This is a genomic window from Sphaerotilus montanus (assembly GCF_013410775.1).
GTDB lineage: Bacteria > Pseudomonadota > Gammaproteobacteria > Burkholderiales > Burkholderiaceae_C > Sphaerotilus > Sphaerotilus montanus.
In genome coordinates this window covers 1,950,765-1,972,771 of record NZ_JACCFH010000001.1, presented here as the reverse complement: position 1 = coordinate 1,972,771, position 22,007 = coordinate 1,950,765, and the positions used below count along the sequence as shown (strand labels likewise).

General features: G+C 71.0%; 22 protein-coding genes. 11 read left to right on the top strand and 11 right to left on the bottom strand.

Annotated features, from left to right (window positions below):
- Positions 1-6: 6 nt before the first annotated feature.
- A complete protein-coding gene (locus BDD16_RS08900; protein ID WP_179633617.1) occupies positions 7-1,224 on the top strand; it encodes an AGE family epimerase/isomerase in 1,218 nt (405 codons plus the stop codon).
- A gap of 32 nt (positions 1,225-1,256) precedes the next feature.
- Complete coding sequence (locus BDD16_RS08895; protein ID WP_179633616.1) at positions 1,257-1,580, top strand: Dabb family protein; 324 nt, start codon at positions 1,257-1,259, stop codon at positions 1,578-1,580.
- On the opposite strand, the gene BDD16_RS08890 is transcribed toward BDD16_RS08895, so the two are convergent.
- From BDD16_RS08890 to BDD16_RS08880, 3 genes are read right to left on the bottom strand one after another with little or no spacing between them, the layout of a single operon-like run.
- Positions 1,577-2,722: a tetratricopeptide repeat protein gene (locus BDD16_RS08890; protein ID WP_179633615.1), complete on the bottom strand. Its 1,146-nt coding sequence runs from the start codon at positions 2,720-2,722 to the stop codon at positions 1,577-1,579. The two genes, BDD16_RS08895 and BDD16_RS08890, sit on opposite strands and share 4 nt — an antisense overlap.
- Entirely contained in the window at positions 2,719-4,668 is a 1,950-nt protein-coding gene (locus BDD16_RS08885; protein WP_246332500.1) for a bifunctional metallophosphatase/5'-nucleotidase, read from the bottom strand. The genes BDD16_RS08890 and BDD16_RS08885 overlap by 4 nt, the downstream gene beginning before the upstream one ends.
- A 2-nt stretch (positions 4,669-4,670) precedes the next feature.
- Positions 4,671-5,897, bottom strand: a complete 1,227-nt coding sequence (locus BDD16_RS08880; RefSeq protein WP_246332499.1) for a glycerophosphodiester phosphodiesterase — start codon at positions 5,895-5,897, stop codon at positions 4,671-4,673.
- Between the two features lie 150 nt (positions 5,898-6,047).
- Between BDD16_RS08880 and BDD16_RS08875 the strand changes: the two genes are divergently transcribed.
- Positions 6,048-6,389, top strand: a complete 342-nt coding sequence (locus BDD16_RS08875) for a zinc ribbon domain-containing protein YjdM (protein WP_179633614.1) — start codon at positions 6,048-6,050, stop codon at positions 6,387-6,389.
- 28 nt (positions 6,390-6,417) lie between these two features.
- On the opposite strand, the gene BDD16_RS08870 is transcribed toward BDD16_RS08875, so the two are convergent.
- Positions 6,418-7,515 (bottom strand): tartrate dehydrogenase, encoded by a 1,098-nt coding sequence (locus BDD16_RS08870; RefSeq protein WP_179633613.1) that lies wholly within the window; start codon positions 7,513-7,515, stop codon positions 6,418-6,420.
- Positions 7,516-7,559: 44 nt separating this feature from the next.
- On the opposite strand from BDD16_RS08870, the gene BDD16_RS08865 reads away from it, so the two are divergent.
- On the top strand, positions 7,560-8,738 hold the full coding sequence (locus tag BDD16_RS08865; protein WP_179633612.1) for an MFS transporter: 1,179 nt from the start codon (positions 7,560-7,562) through the stop codon (positions 8,736-8,738).
- 25 nt (positions 8,739-8,763) lie between these two features.
- Here the strand turns inward: BDD16_RS08865 and BDD16_RS08860 are convergent, their stop codons facing one another.
- From BDD16_RS08860 to BDD16_RS08850, 3 genes are all read right to left on the bottom strand, one after another.
- The gene (locus BDD16_RS08860; protein ID WP_179633611.1) at positions 8,764-9,123 is read right to left on the bottom strand and encodes a hypothetical protein; all 360 of its coding nucleotides are present in this window, start codon (positions 9,121-9,123) and stop codon (positions 8,764-8,766) included.
- Between the two features lie 194 nt (positions 9,124-9,317).
- Positions 9,318-10,397, bottom strand: coding sequence for an IS5 family transposase (locus tag BDD16_RS08855; RefSeq protein ID WP_179632624.1), 1,080 nt, complete (start codon positions 10,395-10,397; stop codon positions 9,318-9,320).
- A 39-nt stretch (positions 10,398-10,436) separates the two neighbouring features.
- Positions 10,437-11,528: an alkaline phosphatase family protein gene (locus BDD16_RS08850; RefSeq protein WP_179633610.1), complete on the bottom strand. Its 1,092-nt coding sequence runs from the start codon at positions 11,526-11,528 to the stop codon at positions 10,437-10,439.
- 396 nt (positions 11,529-11,924) lie between these two features.
- Between BDD16_RS08850 and alkA the strand changes: the two genes are divergently transcribed.
- On the top strand, positions 11,925-13,421 hold the full coding sequence (gene alkA / locus BDD16_RS08845) for a DNA-3-methyladenine glycosylase 2 (RefSeq protein WP_179633609.1): 1,497 nt from the start codon (positions 11,925-11,927) through the stop codon (positions 13,419-13,421).
- Here the strand turns inward: alkA and BDD16_RS08840 are convergent.
- Both BDD16_RS08840 and BDD16_RS08835 read right to left on the bottom strand, forming a co-directional pair.
- The gene (locus tag BDD16_RS08840) at positions 13,405-14,190 is read right to left on the bottom strand and encodes an alpha/beta fold hydrolase (protein ID WP_179633608.1); all 786 of its coding nucleotides are present in this window, start codon (positions 14,188-14,190) and stop codon (positions 13,405-13,407) included. The two genes, alkA and BDD16_RS08840, sit on opposite strands and share 17 nt — an antisense overlap.
- The gene (locus tag BDD16_RS08835; RefSeq protein WP_310732901.1) at positions 14,187-15,227 is read right to left on the bottom strand and encodes a M14 family zinc carboxypeptidase; all 1,041 of its coding nucleotides are present in this window, start codon (positions 15,225-15,227) and stop codon (positions 14,187-14,189) included. Before BDD16_RS08835 ends, BDD16_RS08840 begins: the two co-directional genes overlap by 4 nt.
- A gap of 376 nt (positions 15,228-15,603) precedes the next feature.
- On the opposite strand from BDD16_RS08835, the gene BDD16_RS08830 reads away from it, so the two are divergent.
- The 6 genes from BDD16_RS08830 (at position 15,604) to glnT (ending at position 21,000) form a co-directional block, all read left to right on the top strand.
- On the top strand, positions 15,604-16,107 hold the full coding sequence (locus BDD16_RS08830; RefSeq protein ID WP_246332498.1) for a methylated-DNA--[protein]-cysteine S-methyltransferase: 504 nt from the start codon (positions 15,604-15,606) through the stop codon (positions 16,105-16,107).
- A complete protein-coding gene (locus BDD16_RS08825) occupies positions 16,094-16,969 on the top strand; it encodes a DMT family transporter (RefSeq protein ID WP_179633606.1) in 876 nt (291 codons plus the stop codon). Before BDD16_RS08830 ends, BDD16_RS08825 begins: the two co-directional genes overlap by 14 nt.
- Before the next feature lie 132 nt (positions 16,970-17,101).
- Positions 17,102-17,932, top strand: coding sequence for a helix-turn-helix transcriptional regulator (locus BDD16_RS08820; RefSeq protein WP_179633605.1), 831 nt, complete (start codon positions 17,102-17,104; stop codon positions 17,930-17,932).
- An 84-nt stretch (positions 17,933-18,016) separates the two neighbouring features.
- On the top strand, positions 18,017-18,895 hold the full coding sequence (locus tag BDD16_RS08815) for a TlpA disulfide reductase family protein (protein WP_179633604.1): 879 nt from the start codon (positions 18,017-18,019) through the stop codon (positions 18,893-18,895).
- The gene (locus tag BDD16_RS08810; protein WP_179633603.1) at positions 18,892-19,620 is read left to right on the top strand and encodes a class I SAM-dependent methyltransferase; all 729 of its coding nucleotides are present in this window, start codon (positions 18,892-18,894) and stop codon (positions 19,618-19,620) included. The genes BDD16_RS08815 and BDD16_RS08810 overlap by 4 nt, the downstream gene beginning before the upstream one ends.
- Before the next feature lie 18 nt (positions 19,621-19,638).
- A complete protein-coding gene (gene glnT / locus BDD16_RS08805; protein WP_179633602.1) occupies positions 19,639-21,000 on the top strand; it encodes a type III glutamate--ammonia ligase in 1,362 nt (453 codons plus the stop codon).
- A 1-nt stretch (position 21,001) separates the two neighbouring features.
- Here the strand turns inward: glnT and BDD16_RS08800 are convergent, their stop codons facing one another.
- Both BDD16_RS08800 and BDD16_RS08795 read right to left on the bottom strand, forming a co-directional pair.
- On the bottom strand, positions 21,002-21,625 hold the full coding sequence (locus BDD16_RS08800; RefSeq protein ID WP_179633601.1) for a glutathione S-transferase family protein: 624 nt from the start codon (positions 21,623-21,625) through the stop codon (positions 21,002-21,004).
- A 63-nt stretch (positions 21,626-21,688) separates the two neighbouring features.
- Positions 21,689-21,946 (bottom strand): YkgJ family cysteine cluster protein, encoded by a 258-nt coding sequence (locus tag BDD16_RS08795; RefSeq protein WP_179633600.1) that lies wholly within the window; start codon positions 21,944-21,946, stop codon positions 21,689-21,691.
- Between the last annotated feature and the right edge of the window lie 61 nt (positions 21,947-22,007).

The following is a 22,007-nucleotide window of genomic DNA, read 5'->3' as shown; positions in this document are numbered from 1 at the left end:
CCGACCATGACGACACCCGCTTTCCGCACGCCCGACTTCCTGCTCGGCCACATCCGCCACACGCTGGCGTTCTACGACGGCCGCTGCCTCGACCCGACCGGCGGCTTCTTCCACTTCTTCAAGGACGACGGCACCGTCTACGACACGCGCACCCGCCACCTCGTCAGCAGCACGCGCTTCGTCTTCAACCACGCGATGGCGTACCGGCGCTTCGGCAATCCGGCGTACCAGGAAGCCGCGCGCCACGGCCTGCGCTTCCTGCACGACGCGCACGCGCAGCCGCAGGGCGGCTACGCCTGGCAGCTCGACTGGGACGGCGCGCAGCGCGTGGCGACGGTGCAGGACGGCACGAACCACTGCTACGGCCTCGCCTTCGTGCTGCTGGCGCACGCCCACGCGCTGATGGCCGGCATCGACGAGGCGCGCGCGGGGCTGGACGCGACGTTCGCGCTGATGGAGCAGCGTTTCTGGGAGCCGGCGCACGGCCTCTACGCCGACGAGGCGACGCCGGACTGGCAGGTCGGCCCCTACCGCGGCCAGAACGCCAACATGCACAGTTGCGAGGCCATGATCGCCGCGTTCGACGCGACGAAGGACCGCCGCTACCTCGACCGCGCACTGACGCTGGCGACCTCGATCACGCAGCGGCAGGCGGGGCTCGCCGACGGGCTGGTCTGGGAACACTACCGCAGCGACTGGTCGGTCGACCCCGACTACAACCGCGACGACAAGACCAACATCTTCCGCCCCTGGGGCTTCCAGACCGGCCACCTCACCGAGTGGGCCAAGCTGCTGCTGCAGCTCGAAGCGCATTTGAAGGCCACCCCCGGCGCCGAATGCCCGGACTGGATCGTGCCCACCGCCCGGCATTTCTTCGACACCGCCATGCACCACGGCTGGGACCACACGCACGGCGGCCTCGTCTACGGCTTCGCGCCGGACGGCGAGGTGTGCGACGCGGACAAGTATTTCTGGGTGCAGGCCGAGAGCTTCGCCGCCGCCGCGCTGCTGGCCGTGCGCACGGGCGACGAGGCGTACTGGCAGTGGTACGACCGGATCTGGGCCTACGCCTGGGCGCACATGGTCGACCATGTCCATGGCGCCTGGTACCGAATCCGCACGCCCGACAACCGCGCCTATTCCGACGAGAAAAGCCCCGCCGGCAAGACGGATTACCACACGATGGGCGCCTGCTGGGACGTGCTGCGCGGCCTCGGCGCCTGATCACAAATCAAGTTATCCACAGGCTTATCCACATGCTGCGCCACCTCGTGCTGCTCCAGTTCAAGCCGGACGCCACGCCGGCCGCCATCGCCGGCATCACCGCCGCGTTCCAGGCGCTGCCCGCGGCGATCGACACCGTGCGGGCCTTCGAGTGCGGCACCGACGTCAGCCCGGAAGGGCTGGCGAAGGGCTACACCCACGCCTTCCTGCTGACCTTCGACGACGCGGCCGGGCGCGACCACTACCTGCCGCACCCGGCGCACCAGGCCTTCGTCGCGCAGTTGCAGCCGCTGCTGGCGGACGTGCTGGTGCTCGACTACGTCACCACCGGCGATGGCGGCTGCCGGGGCGGCTAGCGCCGGGCACCGCTCGGCACCGCGATGACTTGCAGCGTCATGCGCAGGGCACCTTCGTAGACCTCATCGACCGCAGCCTGCGGTCGCTGCGCCGCGTCGGCAGCGGGTGCACCGATCCAGGGTCCGAACGCGGTGCGCAGCGCGGACACCGGCAGCATCCGGTCCACGCCGCCACGGTGCTGGGCGATACCGCACCACCGCCCCGCGGCGTCCAGCACCGGCCCGCCGCGCGGCCCGGGCGGCATCTCGATGCCCAGCATGCGCTGGCCCGAACGGGCATCGACCGCCCCCTGGAAGCCGCTGCGCAGCCACGGCCAGGCCGGTCGGGCGCGCGGGTCTGGCCGGAACTCGGCGGCGTAACCGGGGCTGCCGGGAAACGGGTCGCGCGCAGCGGCCGCAGGCAGGGGCTGCTCGACCGCCGAATCGCCCAGCGCCCGCGGCAGGCTGCGGCTGGTCAGTGCCGGTGTCAGCGCCAGCAACGCCAGGCCGAGCGCCGGTTCACGCCGCACCAGGCGTGCGTCGGCGGTCTGCCCCAGGCCATTGCGCACCTGCAGGGACGCCGCCGGCTGCAGGCCCTCCAGCGGCACCAGTGCGTGGCGCCCCTGGTCGATCAGCACGCCGCTGGCCACGACCCTCGCGGCCCGCGGCGTCGCCGGTCCGCTGGCGTAGGGCGCCAGCCGCACGGCCTGCAGCACCGGCTCCGGCTCGGCCACGGGCACGTCGATCCACCGCCGCGCAGCCGCCAGCATCGGCGCCGACGAAAAGCGCCCGGCCGCCTCGTCGAGCAGGCGGTTGGCGGCCTCCTGCTGTCCACCGATCGCCAGCAGCCCGGCGTAGAGCACGGCGCCTTCCACCACCTGCCGATGCGCCCCGGCGGTGTGGGCGCTGAAGGAGGTCGCCTGCCGGTAGTCCCCGGCCTGCAGGTAGGTGCGGACCAGCGCCATCTCGGTGTCGGCGGCGTGGGCCATCGACGCCGCCCGTTCGAAGTGGCGCAGGGCCTGGTCCACCCGGCCCTGCGACAGCGCGGCCTCCCCGTCGGCCAGCAAGGCGGCGCGTTCAGGTCTGTCCGGCGTCGCCAGCGCGGGCAGGCTCGCTGCCAGCACCAGCGTCCATCCCGCCAGCCAGCCAGCGAGTCGCCTCACGGATTGACGGCGGCGCCGGTCGGACAGGACGTGCCGCCCGTGCGCAGCACGCGGGCCGTGCCCAGGTCGTTCGCGCTGGCGCCGCGGGCGTAGGGTGCCGCCGGTGCCTTGTAGCCGGCCATGAACGCGGTCAGCGCGTCGATGTCCTGCGCGCCGCCCAGGGCCTGCTTGCCGTTCAGGAAGGTCGTGAAGCCGTCGCCGCCGGTGGCCATGAAGTTGTTGACGGTGACGCGGTAGGTCTTCGTCGGCGCGAGCACCGTGCCGGCCGTGTCCACGATCGTCTCGGTGGCACCGCCGCGGGTCAGCGTGACGCTGCTGATGCGGGCATCGCAGGCCTTGGCGCCGTCCCAGGTGTACTTGAAGCCGTTCGACGGCACCATGATCCGCGTCGCCGCCGCGGCCTGGCCACGGCAGCCGGCGAACTGCTGCTCCAGCACGTTCTTCAGGTCCTGCGCCGTCAGCGTCAGCGTGACGAGGCTGTTGCCGAAGGGCTGCGTGGTGAAGGCTTCGCCGTAGGTGACGTTGCCATCGCCCTCGCCCGCCGTGCTCGACGCGAAGGTGAAGCCCGGGTTGCGCACGCCGCCGCGGTTCATGAACGCGATCACCGCATCGCCGAAACCGGCCGGCGCCGTGGCGGCAAGCTGGGCGTCGGCGATCAGCTCGCCGGCGGGCATGTTGCAGGCGGCGTCCGCGGCGGTGGCCGGCAGCTCGGCCTTGACCGCGCCGATCACCTTGTTCGCCAGCGGCGAGATCAGGTCGCTGTAGGCCTTGACGATGGCCTGGATGGCGCTGTCGGGCGTGACCGTCGTGTCGGTGCGGTCGACCAGGCGGTTGGTGGCCTGGACGGCGGTGATGTCGCGCGTGGTCGGGTCGATGGTCACGTCGATGTCGCTCAGCACGCGGCCGAACGAGCTGGCGCTGGTGACCGGCACGCGGCGGCCGGTGGCATTGGCCAGCCCGGTGGTGCGCGCCCTGGAGGACACGACGCCGGCGGTGCTGGTGACGTCGACCGTGCCGGCCGAGCAGTTGTAGGCGGCGTGGGTGTGGCCGCTGATGACGAGGTCGACCGCGTTGTCGAGCTGCTTGACGACGGTGGCGATGTCCGAGCCGGCGAGGTCGCCGTCGCAGCCGTTGATGTCGGACAGGCTGGTCGAACTCTGGAAGCCGCCCTGGTGCACCAGCACGACGATGGACTCGACGCCCTGCGCGCGCAGCTCGGGGATGAGCGCGTTGACGGTCGCCGCCTCGTCCTTGAAGCTCAGGCCGGCGACGCCGGTCGGCGTGACGATGGTGGGCGTGGCCTGCAGCGTCATGCCGATGAAGGCCATCTTGACGCCGTTGAAGGTCTTGATGCCGTAGGCGGGCAGCAGCGGCTTGCCGGTGGCGGTGTCGAGCACATTGGCCGACAGCCACTTGAACTTCGCGCCCTCGAACGGGACCGGCGTGCCCGCGGCCAGGCCCTTGCAGCTGTTCGGATCGGCCGCACCGGCGACGACCTTGCAGCCGCCGTTCTGCAGGCGCAGCAGCTCGGCCGAGCCGTGGTCGAACTCGTGGTTGCCGACCGCGTTGAACTCCAGGCCGATGCGGTTGAGCGTCTCGATGGCCGGCTCGTCGTTGAACAGCGACGAGATCAGCGGCGACGCGCCGATGAAGTCGCCCGCGCCGACGACGACGTTGAGCGGGTTCTGCGCCTTGAGCTTCTTGACGTGGCCGGCGAGGTAGTCGGCGCCACCGACCGCGGGGCGGCTGGCGGTCGGCACGGCCGTGTTGGTGCCGAAGGTGCCCGGCGACTGCAGCGTGCCGTGGTAGTCGTTGAAGCCGACGATCTTCACCGTGAACGGCGTGGTCGAGGCGGCCGAGGTGCCAAGCGGCTCGTCGGTTCCGCAGGCGGCCATCGTCAGCAGTGCCACGGCGGTGAGGGCAAACAGGGGGGTGCGTTGCGACATGGTCAGCGTCCCGTTTCGGTCAGGTAATCGCGGCGGGCGGCGATGGCGGTGTCGGCGAAGTCGGAGAACAGGCCGTCCAGGCCGAGCCGGTAGAACTGCAGGTACTCGGCCTTCGGATCGCCCCGGTAGTCGTAGGCCAGGCGGCGCTGCTCGTTGCGGAAGGTGTAGGCGTGCACGAACAGGCCCGCCTTGTGCGCGTCGGCGATCAGCGTCGTCGGGGTCTGCGTGGTGGCGTCGGCCCAGTTGACCTTGCCGTCGCCGTTCAGGTCCTTGACGGCGCCCGTCGCGTCCAGCGTGCCCTTGACCGGCACGATGTAGGGCTTCCACGGGCCGATGCCGTCGGCGTAGGTCTTGATCTCGGCCAGCCCGGCGGGCGTGACCATCGCGCTGAACAGCCGCGTGTCGCCAGCCTTGAACCAGTCGTACGGGCGGTCGTAGGGCGCGGCGAAGGTCAGCGCGCCGGTCTTCAGGTCCACGTCGTCGGCATCGATCAGCTGGATCAGGCGCGTGTTCAGGCCCTTGCTGCGCAGGGTCTTCAGGCTGCTCGGCTCGAAGCTCTGCACGTAGACCGGCGCGGTCTTGCTGTTCCAGCCGGCCGCCACGAGCTGGGCGATCAGCGTGTCTTCCAGCGGCAGGCCGAGGGCGCGGTGGTAGGTCGGGTTCTTGGTTTCCGGGTAGATGGCGATCGTGCGGCCCTTGGCGGCCGACTTGGCCTTCACGAGGTCGATGATTTCCTGGAAGGTCACGACCTTGAAGGCGCCGTTGTAGACCGTCGCGCGCTCCGCGTCGGTGGTGATGGCGCCCAGGGTCTTGATCTCGGCCAGCGTGAAGTCGCTGGCGAACCAGCCGGTCTGCGTCTCGCCGTCGACCTGCGTGGTCTTCTTGCGGGCGGCGAACTCGGGGCGGCTGGCGACGTTGGTGCTGTAGTCGAGGTTGGGGTCGTGGCGGGCGATGAGCACGCCGTCCTTGGTGGCGATCAGGTCCGGCTCGACCACGTCGGCGCCGAGGTCGATCGCCAGCGTGTAGGCCTCCAGCGTGTGTTCGGGCAGGTAGCCGGACGCGCCACGGTGCGCCACGACCACCGGCGCCGAGCCGTCCAGCGTCTTCAGCGCCAGCGGGCCGGTGGTGGCGGGGCTGTCATCGCCGCCACCGCAGGCGGCCAGCAGCGCGGCGCAGGCCAGTGCCACGGCGCTCCAGCGCGTCATCGTTCGGTTGGACAAGGTGGCCATGGCGCTCGCTCCCGGTGGGTGTGCAAAGGAATGTGAAGAAACGCCTACCTTCTTCCACGCCGGTGACGGGCCTGTGTCGGTGCGGTGTCAGCGGGATGACGCGGGGTCGTCGCTATAGTCCGCCCCTCCTTCACCCACCCGACCGCGCCCATGTCCGCCATCCCTGCCTGCCCGCAATGCACCCTGGAGAACACCTACCCGGACGGTGACCACTTTGTCTGCGCCGACTGCGGCCACGAGTGGTCGGCCACCGAGGCGGCTGGTGCCGAGGACGAGGCCGATGCCGTCGTCAAGGACGCCAATGGCCAGGTGCTCGCCGATGGCGACGCGGTCGTGCTGATCAAGGACCTGAAGGTCAAGGGCTCGTCGATCACGCTCAAGCAGGGCACCAAGGTCAAGAGCATCCGCCTCGTCGGTGGCGACCACGAGGTGGACTGCAAGATGGACGCCGGCAGCTTCATGCTGAAGGCGTGTTTCCTCCGGAAAGCCTGAGCGCGACGGGCTTCAGCCCCGCAACGCCTCAACCCCGCAGCACCGCCGCCGCGATCGCCTCGCCCATCTCGGTCGTGCTGGCCGTGCCGCCGAGGTCGGGCGTGCGCGGGCCGCTGCGGATCACGTCCTCGATGGCGCGCACGATCGCGTCGTGCGCGGCGCGGCCAGCCCCTTGGCAGTGGCTCAGGAAATCCAGCATCAGCGCGCCCGACCAGATCATCGCGACCGGGTTGGCGATGTTCTTGCCGAAGATGTCCGGCGCCGAGCCATGCACCGGCTCGAACAGCGAGGGGAAGCGCCGCTCCGGATCCAGGTTGGCCGACGGCGCCAGCCCGATCGTGCCGGTGCAAGCGGGGCCGAGGTCGCTCAGGATGTCGCCGAACAGGTTGGACGCCACCACCACGTCGAACCGGTCCGGCTGCAGCACGAAGCGGGCGCACAGGATGTCGATGTGCTGCTTGTCCACCGCGATCTCCGGGTAGGCGGCGGCCATCGCATCGGCGCGGCCGTCCCACCACGGCATGCTCACCGCGATGCCGTTGCTCTTGGTCGCCACGGTCACCTTCTTGCGCGCGCGCGACTGCGCAAGGTCGAAGGCGTACTTCAGCACCCGGTCTGCGCCGCGGCGGGAGAACACGTTCTGCTGCAGCACCACTTCCTGCTCGGTACCCGGCCACATCACGCCGCCGATGTTGGTGTACTCGCCCTCGGTGTTCTCGCGCACGACGTAGAAGTCGATGTCACCGGGCTTGCGGTTCGCCAGCGGGCACGGCACGCCCTCGAACAGCCGCACCGGCCGCAGGTTGATGTACTGGTCGAACTCGCGGCGGAACTTCAGCAGCGAGCCCCACAGCGAGATGTGGTCCGGCACCGTCGCCGGCCAGCCGACCGCGCCGAAATAGATCGCGTCATGGCCGTCGAGCTGCTGCTTCCAGTCGCTGGGCATCATCTCGCCGGTGCGCGTGTACCAGTCGCAGCTCGCCCAGGCGATCGGCGTGGTGTCGAGCGTGAGGCCGAAGCGCTGCGCGGCAGCCTCCAGCACGCGCAGACCCTCGGGCATCACCTCCTGGCCGATGCCGTCGCCGGGCATCACGGCAATGCGGAAACGCGAGGTCGATGAGGTCATGTGCGGGCTCCGAAACAGGGGGCGCCCATGCTACCGTGGCCGGCATGTGGACCTCGCTGCGCGCCCTGCCCCGCACCGTCTGGCTGATCGGACTCATCAGTCTGGTCAACGACGCAGCCTCCGAGATGCTCTATCCACTGATCCCGCTCTACCTGTCGTCGGTGCTGATGGCCGGGCCGCGCACGCTGGGCCTGATCGAGGGCATCGCCGAGGCGACCGCCAGCCTGCTCAAGCTGTTCTCGGGCGCGGTGGTCGACCGCACGCAGCGCACCAGGCCGTGGATCGTGTTCGGCTACGGGCTGGCCGGCATCGGGCGGCCGCTGGTGGCCCTGGTGACGAGCTGGCCGGGGCTGCTGCTGCTGCGCTTCGCCGACCGGGTCGGCAAGGGCCTGCGCACCTCGCCGCGCGACGCGCTGCTGGCCGCGAGCGCCGGCCCCGAGCGACGTGGTCTGGCCTTCGGGCTGCACCGGGCGATGGACAACGCGGGCGCCGTCATCGGGCCGCTGCTGGCCGCCGCGCTGCTGGCCTCCGGCGTGGCGCTGAAAGACGTGTTCGTCTGGTCGATCGTGCCGGCGGTGCTGTGTCTGGCGCTGGCGCTGGGCATCCAGGAACCCGCCCAGCGGCCAGTCGCCCCCCGCAAGCCCTTCGACTGGCGGCTGCGCGACATGCCACCCGCCTTGCGGCGCTATCTGGTGGTGGTCGCGCTGTTCACGCTGGGCAATTCGTCGAACATGTTCCTGCTGCTGCGCGCGCGGGAACTCGGCCTGCCGCAGGCGCAGGTGCCACTGCTGTGGGCGGGGGTATCGGCCGTGGCGATGGTGCTGTCGACACCGCTGTCGGCGCTGTCCGACCGCTTCGGCCGGATGCGGCTGCTGCTGGGCGGCTACCTCGCCTACGCCGCGGTCTACGCTGCGCTGGGTTGGCTGACGCACGCGGGGCCGGGCCTGTTCGTGGTCTTCGCGGCCTACGGCGTCTTCCTCGCCGCGACCGAGGGCGTGGAGAAAGCGCTGGTCGCCGACCTCGCGCCCGTGGACGGCCAGGGCACCGCCTTCGGCTGGTTCAACCTGACCGCGGGGCTGGTGCTGCTGCCGGCCTCGGTCGTGTTCGGGGCCCTCTACCAGTCGGCGGGGCCGGGTGCGGCGTTTGCGTTCTCGGGCAGCTGCGCGCTGCTGGCAGCGGGCCTGCTGGTCGGCTGGGTGCGACCGGCGATGCCCGCACGCTGACCGCAGGCACGCCAGGCGCCCCGGCTCAGGCGGCCATCGGCAGCGGCGCCCGCTTCGCGTCGGTGGCCAGCCGGACACGGTCCGCCAGCGCGTCGGTGCAGCCCAGCACCTGGCCCTCCATCACCGCCGGCACCGCCACGTCCATCAGCGCCAGCAGGGTCGGCGCCACATCGAGATTGGTGCAGTCCGGCAACCGCACGCCGCGGCGCACCCCGGCGCCGTAAAACGCCAGCAACCCGTCGATGTGGTGCATGCCCTGCTTGACCGTGGGGGCGTCGATCGCCATCAGCGACTCGATCGGATACCCCTGCGGATCGGCGCCCGCGGCCTGCGGAAAGAAATACCGCCAGTCCCGGTCATCGCTGACGAGTCCGAGCGGGGTCACCGTGAGAATGGCGTCGGTTTCCTGCACGACAAACGACGATTCGCGCTGCGCACCCTCCGGGGCACTTCTAGAAACCGGCCCTGCAGCCCTGAACCTGGTCTGAGCCTGCACAAATCCAGCTCAGACGAGCAGTGGATGACGGCGGCGAGCCCCTGTCCCCGCCGCCGCGGTGCCCCGCGACGGGGTTTTTCCCCTCACGCGGGCTGTGCGGACGGACCTGCGCTCTTGACCAGCCACACCAGCCTGCGCGCGTTGTAGGCCGCGCACTGCAGCGTGATCGCCAGCGCATTGCGCGCCAGCGTCATCGCCCGCACGCACTTGCCGCCCTGCTGGCTCAGCGCCGCGAACACGTGCTCGACCCGCGCCCGCGTGCGGTTGATCGTCTTGTTGCGCTGCTTGAGTCGAACCTTGGCCGTCTGCCCTGGCTTGGCGCGACGCGCGATGCCGTCGGCCAGTCCGTGCTGCTGCAGCGTCTGACGGTTGGCCGCGCTGTCGTAGCCCCGGTCGGCCAGCAGCCGCTTGCGCGTGTTCGCCACCTGCAGCACGTCGGGCAGTTGCTGTCCGTCGTCGGCGTTGGCCGCCGTGATCTTCATCTGGCGGATCAGCTTGTAGCGTGCGTCCACGTTGCCGTGCAGCTTGTAGCCGTAGTACGACTTGCCGTGCTTTTGCGTCCAGCGCGCGTCCCGGTCGGTGTGCGCCAGGCGCTTCTTGCTCCAGCCCTCGGGCGCCTCCCCCTTGTTCAGCGCATCGCGCTCCCGGGCGTTGGCCTGCGTGATCGGCGCCTGCACGATGCTGGCGTCCACGATCTGCCCGCCCCTCGGGATGAAGCCGTGCCGCTGCAACTGCTGGCTCAACGCCTCGAAAATCGCCCGGCCTCCCAGCCCGCCTTCGGCCAGCCGCTGCCGGAAGTTCCACAGCGTGCGTGCGTCCGGAATGTTCAGCGCGCCGTCCAGCCGGCAGAACCGCTGGAAGCTCATCCTGTCCAGCACCTGGTGCTCGCACTGCTCGTCCGACAGGTTGTACAGCCCTTGCAGGAACACCATGCGCACCAGCGCCTCGGTCGGGTACGGCGGGCGTCCGCCCTTGCTGCGGTCAGCGCGAGGGCAGGCCTTGTCCACCGCCGCGGCCATCGCTGCGAAGTCGATCAGTTCGTCCATCGCCGCCAGCGTCTGTACGTAGCCCTCCAGCTTGGCCTTGCGCTGCTGCACCACGAACAGGTCGTCCGCGGCCTCCTCAGGAAAGAAGCTCGATGGCTTGGTGCGGGGTGTGATCATGGGGCGGTATCTTGCCGCAGCGCGCGGCTCAGGCGGCGGTCAGGGTCGGTTTCTAGAAGTGCCCTCCGGCCCGCGCTGGCGATAGGCGGTCTCGAACGCGGCCTGCACCGCGTGGCGGCGCACGGGATCGTCGATGCGCAGATTCCATTGCGGCACCATGGTCGGCACCACGTCCGAAACACCTGCGCGGCCCACCACCGCCAGCAGCGCCTCCATGTCACGGATGCGCACGATGACCTTGCCGGCCTTGTAGCGGTCACTGATGAACGGCTGCTGCCCCATGCTCGATGCCACCACCAGCACGGTATTCCCATCCAGCAACTGCATCGCCCGTCCGATCAGTTCATCGCAAAGCCGATAACCCTCCGGCACGGCTTCTCCATACTGGCGACGCTCCTCGGCAGAGGCCTTGACCGGAAACACGGCGTCGTCCCAGGCGCGCCAGTAATGGTGCATGAAATGCGCGGCGTGGTTGCTGTGCCAGGTGGCGAAGTCCGGGCGCTCCTGGCGGTAGAGCGACGCGAAGATGTCGAAATTCAGCCGCGGCTGCAGGCACACCCGGCGCCAGCGCTGGCCGGGCTGCAGGCGCTCGCGGACCAGCTGGGTCGCGACATGGGCCATGGTCCCCAGGCGGAGACCCATGCGGATCAGTGCGGCAGCCGTTCCGGCGTTTTCAGCGAGAGTAGGCGCTCGCGTTGTCTTGTTGTGGACCTGGGTGTAGCGCCGGTTGACGGCCTGCACCGGCGCCAGCCGTGGCGGGTGCGTCTCGTTGCCCGGGGCAAACGGGCCCGGCACGACAAACCCGTTGACCGGCGGCGGCGGGTAGGCGCTGATACTCCCGAATACCCCTACCTTGCGCCCGGCCTCGGCGGCATAGTGCCAGGTGCGCGGGGCGCTGATGGAATCCGAGGATTGCTCCAGCACGGACGCCCCGTGCACCACCGGGGAAACCCCCGTGTGCAAGGTCACCCAGGTAATCCAGGGATCCAGCAGCGGCGAACGCTCCACCGCGGACTGCACGGCCCAGGCCCCTTCTGCCCGCAGTTTCTCGAAATTTGGCAGAAAAGCCTTGCCACGCTGTTCGAGCAGACGATCGACCACGCGCCAGTTGATTTCATTCAATTCCAGCAACAGTACCTTTTCTGAAATACCCACCATGTCTCTCCCCCGAGAAATCGATCAGGAACCACAACCAGAGCAACCATTGGATACGTGCCCCAGAACGGTGAATACTGGCGTTTGTATCGAGACGTTGCAATGGTTCAGATCGGGACATGGACCGGATGGCTCCGAACTCGGCAAAAATGCCCACACAACCACCAGCACGCAATAACACCAACCAGTACCAGGCCGTTGATCAGATGCAGTTATTCCGTGAATTGGCCTGCGCGCAGGCCCGGTCGACGGGCTGTCCCGCAGCCGATGGCCGCGTGCACGCACCTTGAACTGGAAGTGGTTGTCGGCCGCCACCCCCCGCGAATCAGGGGTGGGATCATCACCAATCGATACAACTGCCCGCACCCTCGCATGCACACCGATCCCGCCGCGCTCTACGCCGCTTTCGTCGCCCGCGACCGCCGCTTCGACGGGCACTTCCTGGTCGGCGTGACCTCGACCGGCATCTACTGCCGCCCGGTCTGCAGCGTGCGCACGCCGAAGCCGGACCACTGCCGCTTCTTTGTGCACGCGGCGGCGGCCGAGGCGGGCGGATTCCGGCCCTGCCTGCGCTGCAGGCCGGAGCTGGCGCCGGGGCTGTCGTCGATCGACGCGCCGTCCCGCCTGGCGTGGGCGGCCGCGCGGCGCATCGAGGCCGGGGCGCTCGACGACGCGGGGCTGGCCGACCTGGCCGCGCAACTGGGCATCACCGACCGCCACCTGCGCCGCGTTTTCGGCGCCGCGTTCGGCGTCCGCCCGATCGACTACGCCCAGACCCAGCGCCTGCTGCTGGCCAAGCGGCTGCTGGCGGACACGGCGCTGCCGGTCACCGAGGTCGCCATGGCCGCGGGCTTCGGCAGCCTGCGGCGCTTCAACACGCTGTTCCGCAGCCGCTACGGACTGACGCCGAGCACGATGCGCCGCGCGTCCGACCCGCAGGCCGCCGATCCGACGGGCGGCCTGCACTTCGAGCTGGCCTTCCGGCCGCCGTTCGACTGGGCGGGGCTGCTCGACTTCCTGGCCGCGCGCTGCGTCCGCGGCGTCGAGGAAGTGCTCCCGGTCGACGTCGACGACGCTACCTCCTCGGGTCTGTACCGCCGCACGCTGCGGCTGGGCAGCGGCGACACGGTGCAGACCGGCTGGCTGTCGATCACGCTGGCGCCAGCCGCCCGCCACGCGGTGGCGCTGACGGTGTCACCGGGTCTGCAGCGGGCCTTGCCAGCGGTGCTCGCGGGGGTCGGGCGGCTGTGTGACCTGGGCTGCGATCCGCTGGCCGTCGCGCAAGGCCTCGGGCCGCTGGCCGCGGGCGCACCCGGTCTGCGCGTGCCGGGGGCGGTGGATGGCTTCGAGGTCGCGGTGCGCGCCGTGCTGGGGCAGCAGATCAGCGTGAAGGCGGCGCACACGCTCGCCGGTCGCCTCGTCGAGGCCTTCGGCGAGGCGAGCCCCACGCCCTTCGCCGCGCTGCACCACCTCTTTCCCCCGCCCGAGCGGCTCGCGGCACTCGATCCGGCCGCGCTCGCCGACCTCGGCATCGTGCGCAGCCGGGCCACGGCGCTGGTGGCGCTGGCCCGCGCGGTGGCCTCGGGCTCGCTGGACCTCGGTCCCTGCACCGACCTCGACGCGACACTCGCCCGCCTGCAGGCCCTCCCCGGCATCGGCCCGTGGACGGCGCAGTACATCGCGCTGCGGGCCCTCGGCTGGCCGGACGCGTGGCCGAGCGGCGATGTCGTGCTCTGCAAGGCGCTGGGCGGAGTCACCCGCGCCCAGGCCGATGTGCGCGCGCAAACCTGGCGGCCGTGGCGCAGCTACGCGACGCTGCACCTGTGGCGTGGCGCCTCGGCGGCGACAACGATCACCGCGATGCCCTGACACCGGGACGCCAGGCCACCACCTGCGCCACCACCCAGTCCGGATCGTCGAGCGGCAGGTCGTGGCCCGCGTCCGGGTGCACGGCGATCGGCAGGTTCCACGCCCGCGCCACCGCCTGCGAACACGCGGGATGCACCAGCCCGTCCGCAGCGCCATTGAGCAGCCGCAGCGGCACCGGCGGCGCCCGACGCGGTGCGCGAAACGTTGCAGCCGCCAGCAACTGGCGCAGCGCATTGGCGCGCGACACCGGGTGCGACCGCCGCCAGTCCGCCCACTGCCGCAGCAGCGCGGGCGCCTCGGGCCGGCGGACCGCCCGTGCGCTGGTCAGGCCGAGGATGCAGCGCTCCCAGCGCTCGGCGGACGTGCCCGGCCACAGGCACGCCAGCAGCGGCGCCCAGGCGCGGGGCCGCAGCCGCTGCCAGAACGGGCTGAACGGCCGCAGGCTGGTGTTGACCAGCACGGCCCCGGCGATCTCGTCCGGATGCGCCGCGGCCCAGGCCACCGCCACCATCGCACCCAGCGACATCGCCAGCAGATGCACCGGGCGCCCGGCCAGCCCGCACTCGGCCACCTGGGCCCGCGCCTGCGCAACCAGCCCGGCCACCGTCGCGGCGCTGCGCAGGTGGTGCAGCGCGCCATTGCCCGGCAGGTCGATGCAGACCACCTGCGCCCCCGGCGGCAGCGCCCTGGCCAGCCGCTCCGGCACGTCGCCCCAATGGCGCTGGTCGCGGGTCAGGCCGCGCAGCAGCAGCCAGACGGGCGCGTTCATGCCGGCCCCTTGGCGCCGTACCAGTGCGCCAGCGCCTCGGCGCGGTGCACCTCGCGCGCCTCGCCCACCGGCAGCCAGTGCGCGTGGCTGCAGACAGCGCGTGTCAGGAAGTCGAGCCAGACGATGTGCCGCCGCAGCACGCGCTGCTGGCGGTGCGCGATCAGCGGGTTGAAGATGCCGTGGCGCGAGAAGAGCTGGCGCGGGTTCTTCTTGACCCATAGCCACGAGCCCATCTCCAGCGTCAGCGGCAGGAAGACCCGCGCCCCGGGCAAGGCCAGTGCCCGCAGGTAGAGGTGGTCCCACAGGTCGCCATGCGCGAGGTACTGGCGGCTCTGCGGCTCGAAGACGTAGGGGTGGTGGAGCTGGCTCTGGTCGAGCAGGTGCTTGAGCGCGTGCAGCTCGGGCAGGTGCTCGATGGGCTGGCGCGTGTGGGCGTAGGGAAACCAGATCCGGTCGTGCACGCCGAAGCCCGAGTGGCAATCGACCGCCAGGCTGAACGCCCGCCCCAGCAGCTCGGCCTCGACCACCTCGCACAGCGCGCGGCTCTCGGCTTCCATCGGCGCGCCGCGCAGGCCCCGGTACCAAGGCAGCGAAGCACTGAGCCGCTGGCCGCCGATCAGGAAGGGCACCCGGTCGACGGCGTCCTGCGGGGCATTGCGCATCAGGTCGACGCCCGCCGGGTTGGCACGTGTGCCCAGCCAGAGCCCGCCCGGGTTGACCAGCGGCATGAACACCAGCCGCACCATCTCCAGCTGCTGCTGCAGCACGCGGTCCCAGGACAGGCGCCGCACGAGGCTGCGCAGGTAGGCCATCACCACCTCGGCGCCGATGCGCTCCAGTCCGTGCACGCCGCCGAACAGGCCGATCGCCGGCGCGGTCGGGTCGTCGCTGCCCAGCGTGACCGCGTGGACCGGGAACTGGCGCCCGCCCACCGCGACCTCGCAGACCACCCGCGACCGGGCACGGCCCCGGGTGTCGGCGACCAGCTGCTGCAACTCCTGCAATTCGGGCAAATCAGCGGGAAATTCCGTGCTCACGTTGCGCACCCGGGTCCGATCGGCAAAGCCAAAAAGCATACGCCGGCCATGTGACACTCCGCCCTGCCGTCACCGCCCCGACGCACGCGTGTCACGGAAGTCCGCGACCATCGCGCCATGAACCGTCCCCTCCAACGCTGGATCACCCACCCCGCCCTCGCGCTGGGCAGCACGGTGCTGTGGGGCTGCGTCGAACTCGTGGCCCTGTGGAAATCCCGGAACCGGCGCGTCCGGTAGCCCCGCTCACCTGTGCACAAGCTGTGCATAACTTGCGCAGCCCCAGCCCAGACATCAGGTCCGGAAGCGGCGAGTCGTCCCGCACAGGCTGTGGATAATCCCTTCTGTGGCCGATCGGTCGGCCTCTCGGGAGTCCACCATGCCTTCAAGCACATTCTGGTCTGACCTGTCAACACCCCTCCAGACCATGGTCCTCGCCTGTTCCGGGGCCGGAATGCGCGGCGCGTGGTTCGTCGGGCAACGCCATTTCGACGGCCCCGCGCCCGACTGGCAACGCGATGACCAGCACCCGCTGCTGCAGGAAGCCGCCACGCAGCTGATCGACTGGTACGCCGGCCGGCGCCGCACCTTCCACCTGCCACTGGCCCCCGACGGCACGCCCTTCCAGCAGGCCGTCTGGGCCGAACTGGCCCGCATCGGCTACGGCGGCACCCGCACCTACGGCGAGGTCGCCGCCGCGCTCGGGCGCCCTGCCGCGTCGCGCGCCGTGGGCGCAGCGACGGGCCGCAACCCGCTGTCGATCATCATCCCGTGCCACCGCCTCGTCGGCCGCGGTGGCGCCCTCACCGGCTACGCGGGCGGCCTGGACCGCAAGCGCACACTGCTGGCTTTCGAATCCGGAGCCTCGCTTGAAACCCCGTGACCTCGCCGATCTGGTCCTGCTCGCCGCGCTGTGGGGCGGCTCCTTCCTCTTCATGCGCTACGCCGCACCGGCCTTCGGGGCCCTGCCGCTGATGTGGCTGCGGGTGGCCATCGCCACCGCCTGCCTGCTGCCGGTGCTGGTCCTGCGGGGTCAGGTGGGCGCGCTGCGCGAGCGGATCGGCGTGGTGACGGTCATGGGTCTGTTCAACAGCGCGATCCCATTTGTGCTCATCGCCTGGGCAACGTTGTCGATCACAGCCGGATTGGCGTCGATCCTGAATGCCGCCGTGCCGATCATGACCGCGCTGATCGGCGCCGTCTGGCTGCGCGACCGGCTCGGCGCGGGGCGCGTGGCCGGGCTGGTGATCGGCATGGCGGGCGTCGTGCTGCTGGCGGCGGACAAGGCGGACTTCAAGCCCGGCGGCTCCGGCTGGGCCTTGCTGGCGATGGTCGGCGCGACGCTGTGCTACGGCTTCGCCGCCAACTTCACCAAGCGCCACCTCACCGGCGTGCCCCCGATGGTCAACGCCGCCGGCTCGCAGATCGTCTCGGCGGTCGCGCTGACGCCGTTCGCGCTGTGGACCTGGCCAGCGCAGCCCCCCGCACCGCTCGCCTGGGCTGCCGCCGCGGTGCTCGGCGTCGGCTGCACGGCCATCGCCTATGTGCTGTTCTTCCGGCTGATCGAGCGTGTCGGCGCCTCGCGCGCGGTGACGGTGACCTTCCTCGTGCCGGTGTTCGGCACGCTCTGGGGCGCGCTGTTCCTGGGCGAATCGGTGACGGGGTCGATGCTGCTGGGCGGGGCGGTCGTGCTGCTCGGCACCGGGTTATCCACAGGCGTGATCCGGAGAACTTCGAACCACTGAATCAGTTTCAATTGGTTACAAATAAACCAGAGTCGTCAACAAAAAGAGACACACAGCCCTGGATGGACGATTAGCAATGCAATCGCTTTTTCTGATTGCCAATCGTTCGGTCATTCCGAAGAAAATCGGTCGATGGATGACCGCCTCACGACCCTGCTCCAGCACTTTCCCCTGAACGCCGGCCCGGTCCGTCCGGCGCCCCTGTCGGCGCCGGTCACCCCTGCAATCGACGCGTCTGAAGCCCATGGCTGGCTGCACCTGCTGCTGCGCGGGCCGGTGCAGATCGCACCCCACCAGCCCCTGCTGCAACCCGCGCTGCTCTGGCTGCCGGCCCCCACCGCCCACACGCTGCGCGCACTGAGCGACGGTGGTGCCAGGCTGCTGAGCGCGCCCGTACGTTTCGGCGATCCGGCGCTGAATCCGCTGACCGGGGCGCTGGCGCCACTGGTCGTGGTGCCGCTGCGCGACATGCCCCGCCCGATGGCCGCGGCCTGGGCACTGCTGGTCAGCGAGCACGAGACCGCCGCATGGGCACACGGCGCAGTGCTGGCACGGCTGGCCGAGGTGCTGCTGCTGCAGACGCTGCGCCAGGCGGTGGAGCAGGCGCGCGGGCAGGTCGGCCTGCTCGGCGCCCTGTCGGACGCACGGCTGCAGCGCGTGCTGGAGGCCATCCATGCCCGACCCGGTGCGCCGTGGACGCTGCAGACGCTGGCCGCCGAAGCCGGCTGGTCGCGCACGATGCTGGCGACGCAGTTCCGGGCCGCGGTCGGGGTTCCCCCGGGCGACTACCTGACCGACTGGCGGCTGCGCGTGGCGCGGCTGCGACTGGCCGAGGGGTGGTCGGTGAAGGACGTGGCCGCGGCGGTCGGCTATGCCTCGCCCGCCGCGCTGACACGGGTGTGCACGCAGCGGCTCGGGGCGCCGCCCACCCGCTGGCACCCACCAGCCAGCGCCGGACAGTGATACTGTGACGGGTATCAAGACCGCCGGGTACTCCTGGCGACCCGGTCCCGCGCCTCCTCCCGTCGTTCCTGTTGCACACACCCGATGCTGTCGATCACCGTGGGCCCGCTGTCCCTGCCGCTGAGACCAGTCGCGCTGCTGCTGTCGGTGTGGCTGGCCGCCTGGCTGGCGGGGCGACTGGCGCGCCGCGCCGGGATCGATCCGGCACCCGCGGAATCGCTGCTGCTGCGCGCGGCCGGCGCCGGCCTGGTCGCGGCGCGGCTGGTCCACCTGGCGCAACAGGCGGACCTGTACGCCGCCGCGCCGCTGGCCATGCTCGACCTGCGCGACGGAGGGTGGCACTTGCCGACCGGCCTGGTGGCGGGCCTGGGCGTGCTGGCGGTGGCGCTGCTGCGCCAGCCTGCGCTGCGCCGTCCGCTGGGCCTGGGCGCGCTGGCCGGCGCCGTGGCCTGGGGCAGCGTGCTGCTCTGGCAGGCGCACAGCCGGCCACCCGCGCTGCCGGACCTGGCCCTGGCGCCCCTGTCTGCGGATGGCGCCAGTCCCCCGGTCACGCTGCGTGCACGCGCGCTCGGCCAGCCGACCATCGTGAACCTGTGGGCGAGCTGGTGCGGCCCGTGCCGGCAGGAGATGCCGCTGCTGGCGGCCGCGCAGCAGCGCGAGCGCGCCCGGGGCGCTGCCGGCGTGCGGATCCTGTTCATCAACCAGGGCGAGTCCGCCAGCGCAGTGCGGGCCTATCTGGCCGACCAGGGACTGTCGCTGCAGGACGTGTGGCTCGACCCTGCCATGCGCGTCGGCCCCGCCATCGGCTCGCGCGGACTGCCGACCACCCTGTTCCTGGATGCCGACGGCCGCCAGGTGGAAGCCCATGTCGGTGTCCTCTCCGCCACGGCCCTGGAAGCCCGCCTGCGGGCCTTGCGCCGCCACGTTCCCACCCCCGTTCCTGCCCGAGGTTCACCGCCATGACACCCGCCACCCCGCACACGCACCAGCCCACCCCTGCCCCCCGGCTGCTCGACGATGAACTGGTCCTGCTGGCCGAACTGGTCCCGCTCGCGGGGCAGCAGGTGATCGAACTCGGCTGCGGTGCCGCACGGCTGGCCCGCGCGCTGCTCGCCCGCTACCCCGACAGCCACGTCACCGGCCTCGAAGTCGATGCACGGCAGCACGCCCTGAATCTGGCCGCACCGCAGCAGCCAGGCCTGGTGTTCGTCGCCGCCGGAGCCGAGGCGATCCCGGCCGCCGACCAGTCCTTCGACCTCGCGCTGATGCTGAAGTCGCTGCACCACGTGCCCGTGTCGCACATGGCGCAGGCGCTGGACGAGATCGCCCGCGTGCTGCGCCCCGGCGGACATCTGTACGTGTCGGAGCCGGTCTACGACGGCCCCCTCAACGAACTCGTGCGGCTCTACAACGACGAGGGCACCGTGCGGGCCGCGGCCCAGGCGGCACTGGACACCGCACTGCGCACAGGCCGGTGGTCGCAGGTGTCCGAGTGCCGCTTCGACACACCGGTCGCCTTCCGGGACTTCCCCGAGTTCGAGCAGCGCATGATGCGCCCCACCTATGCCGACCACCGGCTGGACGACACGAAGATCGCCGCGGTGCGCGCCCGGTTCGCGCCCCACTGCGGCCCGCTGGGCGCGCAGTTCACCCGCCCCATGCACGTGCGGTTGCTGCGGCGCGACTGACACGCGACACTGCGTTCCATGCCGAACGCGACCGATCTGCTCCCCCGCCTGCACGCCCAGGGCATCCACACCCTGCTCGTCCAGTTCACCGACCTGCACGGCGCCGCCAAGGGCAAGCTCGTCCCGCTGGCGCACCTGGACGGCGTGCTGCGCGATGGCGCGGGCTTTGCCGGCCCGTCGATCTGGGGCACGGGCCTGCCGCGCACGGGACCACGCTCGGAGTTCTACGCCCGCGGGGACGCCGCCACGGTGCAGCCGCTGGCGTGGATGCCCGGCGTGGCGCGCATCGTCGGCGACGGCTTCGTGGACGGCACGCCGTTCGAGGCCTGCCCGCGGCAGGTGCTGCGCCGCGCCATCGGCCAGCTGACCGCACGCGGCTGGTCGCTGCGCACGGGGATCGAGCCGGAGTTCTTCCTGCTGCGCCACACGCCGGAGGGCCGCTGGCTCCCGGCCGATGACGGCGACCGGCTCGACAAACCGTCCTACGACCTGAAGTCGCTGCCGCGCCAGTTCGACTTCCTGCAAGCGCTGCGGCAGGTGCTGACCGACGCCGGCCTCGACGTGCTGCAACTGGACCACGAGGACGCCCACGGCCAGTACGAAGTCAACTTCGCCTACGACGAAGCGCTGGCGAGCGCCGACCACGTGATGCTGTTCAAGCTCGCCGCGCACGCGCTGGCCGAGGCGCGCGGCATGGTGTTCTCGATGATGCCCAAGCCGTTTGCAAACCAGCCGGGCAGCGGGCTGCATTTCCACGTGTCGCTGTGGAACGGCGAAGGTGACGCTGCGCGCTGCGTGTTCCAGCCGGACACGGGCGCGGGTGATCCGCCGGGCGCGAACCTCTCCGCGCTGGGTCGGCACTTCATCGCGGGCGTGCTGCACCACGCCGCAGCGCTCTGCGCGCTGGCGGCGCCGACGGTGAACTCGTACAAGCGGCTGGTCGTCGGCGAGTCGCTCTCCGGCACCAGCTGGGCGCCGGCCTACGTCACGCACGGCCCGAACAACCGCACCGCGATGGTCCGCACGCTGCCCGGCCGCTTCGAGTGGCGCGTGCCGGACGCGAGCGCGAATCCCTACCTCGCCACCGCCGCGCTGATCGCTACCGGCCTCGACGGCATCGACCGCCAGCTCGACCCCGGGCCGGACTGCAGCGAGGACCTCTTCGCGCTGTCGCTGGCCGAGATCCGCGCCCGCGGCATCGCGCTGCTGCCGCAGTCGCTCGACCAGGCGCTCGACGCGCTGGAAGCCGACGCGGTGGTCTGCGGCGCGCTCGGGCCAGTGCTGGCCGGCGAGTTCCTGCGGCTCAAGCGCGACGAGGTGCTGGCCTACGCACGCCACGTCTCGGCGTGGGAATTCGAGCGCTACGCCAGCGCGTTCTGACTCACATTCCCGCCTTGGCGCTGGGCCGGGCGTTGATACGGTCGCGCCAGTCCTGCAGGTGCAGCAGCCCCAGGTCGCTCGGCCGGAACTTCATCAGCCCGCGTGCGAACTCGACCGCGCAGAAGGCGGTGATGTCGGCGATGGTGAAACGCTCGCCGGCCCAGTACGACCGCGACGCCAGTTCCACGTCGAACACCCGCAGCAGGTCCGGGAGCTTCCCGGCCTGCGACTGGCCGTACTCGGGGAACTGCGGCTGCTCCAGCGGTGCGAGGCCGGGGTGGCAGTGGCGGATCCAGTTCGCGATCGGCAGCAGACAGTAGAACTCGGCGCGCCGGTCGTGCATCTCGATGAAGGCGCGCTCCTCGGCATCTACCCCCATCAGGTTCGGCTCCGGATGCTGTCCCTCGAACCAGGTGCAGATGGCACGGGTCTCGCCGAGGAAACGCCCGTCGTCCAGCTCCAGCACGGGCACGCGGGACACCGGGTTCTTGGCGACGAACTCCGGGGAGCGGTGCTCCTGCGTGTTGATCGCCACCGGCACGGTCTCGACCGACACGCCCTTCTCGGCGAGGAACATCTGGACGCGGCGCGGGTTCGGGGCGCGGGGGGCGATGTGCAGTTTCACGTGGAACACTCCGGGTAGACAGGGCAGGCAGGGCTGAAAGATCCCCTGGAGCATGGCGCAACTTCAGTCCGGCCGCGTCAGGTCTTCCATGTAGCCGAGCCAGCGCATCGCCTGCTCCCGGCTGTCGCCGCACATGTCCTCGTTCGGCTGCAAGCCACCGCAGACGGCGGGGCGCTCCGGCTGGCCGAAGATCCGGCACCGCAGATCTTCATCGAGCTGGATGCAGGGCACACCCGCTGGCTTGCCATTCGGCATGCCGGGAATCGGGCTGGAGATCGAGGGCGCAATGCAGCAGGCAGCGCAGCGGGGACGGCATTCCATGGTGCGCCGATCGTGCCACACTGACCGCCTCCCAGATCTGCCGCGGTCCGTCCGCTGTTCC

Coding starts and splice junctions, on each gene's coding strand:
- BDD16_RS08900 (WP_179633617.1), top strand. CDS start 7: ATGACGACACCCGCTTTCCGCACGCCCGACTTCCTGCTCGGCCACATC.
- BDD16_RS08895 (WP_179633616.1), top strand. CDS start 1,257: ATGCTGCGCCACCTCGTGCTGCTCCAGTTCAAGCCGGACGCCACGCCG.
- BDD16_RS08885 (WP_246332500.1), bottom strand. CDS start 4,668: ATGTCGCAACGCACCCCCCTGTTTGCCCTCACCGCCGTGGCACTGCTG.
- BDD16_RS08880 (WP_246332499.1), bottom strand. CDS start 5,897: ATGGCCACCTTGTCCAACCGAACGATGACGCGCTGGAGCGCCGTGGCA.
- BDD16_RS08875 (WP_179633614.1), top strand. CDS start 6,048: ATGTCCGCCATCCCTGCCTGCCCGCAATGCACCCTGGAGAACACCTAC.
- BDD16_RS08870 (WP_179633613.1), bottom strand. CDS start 7,515: ATGACCTCATCGACCTCGCGTTTCCGCATTGCCGTGATGCCCGGCGAC.
- BDD16_RS08865 (WP_179633612.1), top strand. CDS start 7,560: ATGTGGACCTCGCTGCGCGCCCTGCCCCGCACCGTCTGGCTGATCGGA.
- BDD16_RS08855 (WP_179632624.1), bottom strand. CDS start 10,397: ATGATCACACCCCGCACCAAGCCATCGAGCTTCTTTCCTGAGGAGGCC.
- alkA (WP_179633609.1), top strand. CDS start 11,925: ATGCACACCGATCCCGCCGCGCTCTACGCCGCTTTCGTCGCCCGCGAC.
- BDD16_RS08840 (WP_179633608.1), bottom strand. CDS start 14,190: ATGAACGCGCCCGTCTGGCTGCTGCTGCGCGGCCTGACCCGCGACCAG.
- BDD16_RS08830 (WP_246332498.1), top strand. CDS start 15,604: ATGCCTTCAAGCACATTCTGGTCTGACCTGTCAACACCCCTCCAGACC.
- BDD16_RS08820 (WP_179633605.1), top strand. CDS start 17,102: ATGGATGACCGCCTCACGACCCTGCTCCAGCACTTTCCCCTGAACGCC.
- BDD16_RS08815 (WP_179633604.1), top strand. CDS start 18,017: ATGCTGTCGATCACCGTGGGCCCGCTGTCCCTGCCGCTGAGACCAGTC.
- BDD16_RS08810 (WP_179633603.1), top strand. CDS start 18,892: ATGACACCCGCCACCCCGCACACGCACCAGCCCACCCCTGCCCCCCGG.
- glnT (WP_179633602.1), top strand. CDS start 19,639: ATGCCGAACGCGACCGATCTGCTCCCCCGCCTGCACGCCCAGGGCATC.
- BDD16_RS08795 (WP_179633600.1), bottom strand. CDS start 21,946: ATGGAATGCCGTCCCCGCTGCGCTGCCTGCTGCATTGCGCCCTCGATC.